At 74.0% G+C, this 3,455-nt stretch carries 4 protein-coding genes; 2 read left to right on the top strand and 2 right to left on the bottom strand.

Annotation, left to right across the window (positions count from 1 at the left end; all coding sequences use genetic code 11):
• Both H5J30_RS22780 and H5J30_RS22775 read right to left on the bottom strand, forming a co-directional pair.
• The coding region (locus H5J30_RS22780) for a hypothetical protein (protein ID WP_220189243.1) at positions 1 to 640 on the bottom strand (640 nt) is incomplete at its 3' end.
• Between the two features lie 211 nt (positions 641 to 851).
• Positions 852 to 1,514 carry an HNH endonuclease family protein gene (locus H5J30_RS22775; protein ID WP_181789245.1) on the bottom strand — a complete coding sequence of 221 codons (663 nt, stop codon included), beginning with the start codon at positions 1,512 to 1,514 and terminating at the stop codon, positions 852 to 854.
• A 182-nt stretch (positions 1,515 to 1,696) separates the two neighbouring features.
• Here H5J30_RS22775 and H5J30_RS22770 point away from each other — a divergent pair, with 182 nt between their 5' ends.
• Both H5J30_RS22770 and H5J30_RS22765 read left to right on the top strand, forming a co-directional pair.
• Positions 1,697 to 2,548 (top strand): ABC transporter permease, encoded by an 852-nt coding sequence (locus tag H5J30_RS22770; RefSeq protein WP_258563485.1) that lies wholly within the window; start codon positions 1,697 to 1,699, stop codon positions 2,546 to 2,548.
• Positions 2,549 to 2,741: 193 nt separating this feature from the next.
• The gene (locus H5J30_RS22765) at positions 2,742 to 3,323 is read left to right on the top strand and encodes a TMEM165/GDT1 family protein (RefSeq protein ID WP_181789244.1); all 582 of its coding nucleotides are present in this window, start codon (positions 2,742 to 2,744) and stop codon (positions 3,321 to 3,323) included.
• The last annotated feature ends 132 nt before the right edge of the window (positions 3,324 to 3,455 follow it).

Genomic DNA, 3,455 nt, shown 5'->3' with positions numbered 1-3,455 from the left:
CCGCCTTCTCGGCCTTCGCGCCCTTCGCCGCCTCCGGGGCCTCCGCAGGCGGCGGCGCCTTCGGCAGCGCACCGGAGGAGGCGGGCCGGCCGGCCAGCTCCGTGTACAGCTCCCGGGTGCGGAGCAGCGCTGTGCGGGCCTCCTCGGTGGGCGGCTCCGCGCCCGCCCGGCCGCGCTCGGCCTGGGCCAGCCGGTGCAGCCGCCGGTAGTCGCCGACGCGCCGCGGGTGGTGGACGGAGAGGGCGGCGACCCGTTCGTCGTACTCCTCGGCGGGGAAGCCGCAGTCGCCGGCGAGCCGGGCGATGAGCTGGTCGGCCTCGGCGGCGGCCCGGGTGGGCGAGTCGACGAAGTGCTCCTGGACCAGGCTCCATTCGGCGTCGTAGCGCTCGCGGGCCGCGGGGTCGGGGCGTACGGTCCGCAGTTTGCCGTACTTGCGGACGCGCTCGGCCAGCTCCTTCTCGGCGGCCCTGCGGTCGCCGTCGTGGCGCTCGACCGTACGGTCGTACTCCGGTCCGAAGCGCCTCCGCAGTCCTCGCGGCCCGCCTGGCAGGCCGAGATCGAAGCCGCGGTTGCGCATGACTATCAGGGCCGCTGCTGCGGCGGCGGCCACGACCACGATGATGATCAGCCACACAGTCATACAGGGCGGCTAGCCCGAATCGCCCGGGGCAAACACGGCGGTACGGCGCCGGGTTGCCGCGCGCGGCGCGGCGGGCGGGCCGGCGGTGCCCGGCCGGCGGCAGCCGAACCGAGGTGCGCGGCACGGGAGTTCCGCGCCGCGCCCGCGTGCCGTCGGACTGCCGGACTGCCGGACTGCCGGGGCCGCCGGGGCCGCCGGGCCCCTCGGGCGGTCAGCAGCCGGACAGGACGGACTCCAGCTTCGACTTCTCCGCGTCGTCGGCGGTCAGGTCGTACGTGTGCTTGACCCACACCCACATGCTCGCGTAGGTGCAGTGGTAGCCGGTCGACGGCGGCATCCACTCCGCCGGGTCCTTGTCGCCCTTGGACTGGTTGACGTTGTCGGTCACCGCGAGCAGCTGGGCGATGTCGAGGTCGTTGGCGAACTTCTCGCGCTCGCTGGTGCTCCACGCGCTGGCGCCGGAGCGCCAGGCTTCGGCGAGCGGCACCATGTGGTCGATGTCGACGTCGGACGCGGCGGTCCAGGTCTCGCCGTCGTACGGGGAGTACCACGAACCGCTGACCGCGGCGCAGCTGGCGTCCTGCTCGACGTTCTCGCCGTCCCGCTTGAGCACGACCTCGCGGGTGTTGCAGGCCCCGGACTGGGTGCTCCAGTGCGGGAAGAGGTCGCGGTCGTAGCCGTCGGAGGAGCCTTCGGGCGCGGTGGTGATCTCGGCGAGGTAGCCGAGGGCGGTGTCGGGGCCGGGCGGGGTGGGCGGTTCGGCCTGGGCGTGGGGTGCCGCGGTCAGCAGCAGCGCCGCGGCCGCGAGCGGCGCGGCGAGGCGACGCGCGTAGACCTTGAGACGCGACGCTGGCCGCGCAGAAATGCCGGACATAGGAACTCCCGGATCTATGGGGGGTGTTGTGCACGTGCACGTGATGCTGGCGCTGCGAAGTGTCGTTTCTGCAGGCGCCAGGTAACACCTTGAGGACATGGCCATGTCATCGCAAGACCGCGTGGCGGGTTTGCCCTCGCCACGCCCCCGGCGCCGCCGCCCCGCAACCGGACTACGCTCGGCTGGTGCTGCCCGTCAACGCCACCCTCGCGGCCGTGCTCACCGCCCTGTTGGCCGCCGCGGTCACCGTCGCCGCGGTGGCCCGGCTCGGCGAGGGGCAGGAGCACCGGCAGACCGGAACGCCCCGCGGCGGCGGCAAGGGCCGAGGGGGCGGGAAGGGCCGGAAAACCCTCGGGGGCTCACCACACGCGCGCGCCATCGCCACCGCCGGGCCGCGCGCCGCCGCCCAACTCGCCGCCGTCTCCCTCGTCATCGGCTATGTCGTACGCGCCGTGCCCCTGCTCCTGGCCTTCGTGGCGCTGATGTTCGCCGTCGCCACCTGGACCGCGGGCCGCCGCATCACGCACAACCGCACCTGGCGCTGGGCCGCCGCCCCCATCGCCGCCGGCGTCGCCCCGGTCGTCGCCGCGCTGCCGCTCACCGGCCTCGTCGCGGTCGACGACATCGCTCTCATCCCGGTCAGCGGCATCCTCATCGGCGGCGCGCTGACCGGCACCGTACTCGCCGGGCGCCGCGCGCTCGACGAACTGGCCGCCCGGCACGGCGAGGTGGAAGCGGGCCTCGCGCTCGGACTGCCGGACCGCGAGGCGCGGCTGGAGATCGCCCGCCCGGCCGCCTCCGACGCCCTGATCCCCGGCCTCGACCAGACCCGCACCGTGGGCCTCGTCACACTCCCCGGCGCGTACGTCGGCATGCTGCTGGGCGGCGCGTCGCCCGTCGAGGCCGGTGCGGTGCAGCTTTTCGTGCTGGTCGCGCTGATGGCGGTGCAGGCGGTGGCGGTCGCGGTGGTGCTGGAGCTGGTCGCCCGCGGCCGGGTGCATCGCCTACACTCGGGGACGTCTGAAGGGGAGTAGCCCTCAGCCGGTGCCGTCGACATACTGCCCAGCCCGCTGGGCCGGCGCCCGGAGCGCGGAACCGCACGGCCCGCAGGGCCGCGGGAAGTCCGCGCCGGCGAGACCTTCGGCCGCAGTGTCCGTTGACGCTGCCGTGCCGAGGTCTGCCCACCGCATAGCCTCTCGGTACGGCGCCCGACCGAGAGTAGGAACCTTGCTCAGCATCAGCACCGTCGCGATCGTCTTCGGCGTCGTCTTCCTCGCCGAACTCCCCGACAAGACCGCGCTCGCCGGCCTCATGCTCGGCACCCGCTACCGCGCCTCCTACGTCTTCGCCGGCGTCGCCGCCGCCTTCGTCGTCCACGTCAGCCTCGCCATCGCCGCCGGCAGCCTGCTCGCGCAGCTCCCGCAGCGGCCGGTGCAGGCGATCGTCGGCGCGCTGTTCCTGGCGGGTGCGCTGGTCCTGCTGCTGAAGAAGGACGACGACGAGGAGGAGGTCAAGGCCCCCTCCGACCAGAGCTTCCTGAAGGTGGCGGGGGCGGGCTTCATGCTGATCCTGGTCGCCGAGTTCGGCGACCTGACGCAGATCATGACCGCGAACCTCGCCGCGCGCTACGACGACTGGCTGTCGGTCGGCATCGGCGCGGTGCTCGCGCTGTGGGCGGTGGCGGCGATCGGGATCCTGGGCGGCCGGACGCTGATGCGCTACGTGCCGCTGAAGCTGATCACGAAGGTGGCGGCGGGGGTCATGCTGCTGCTGGCGGCCTTCAGCATCTACGAGGCGATCAAGGGCTGACGTCCCCCACGCCCCCCGCACACCCGCCCAAGGTCAGAGGCCGAAGTCCCCCGCACACCCGCCCAAGGGTAGGCCGCCCCACTGACGAGGAAGCCCGCGCACGTGCCGGGGTGCGGTACGCGGACGCGGGCC

Origin of the sequence: Streptomyces phytophilus, from assembly GCF_013870535.1 — a bacterium.
GTDB classification, from domain to species: domain Bacteria; phylum Actinomycetota; class Actinomycetes; order Streptomycetales; family Streptomycetaceae; genus Streptomyces; species Streptomyces phytophilus.
This window is presented reverse-complemented; position numbering and strand designations above follow the sequence as displayed.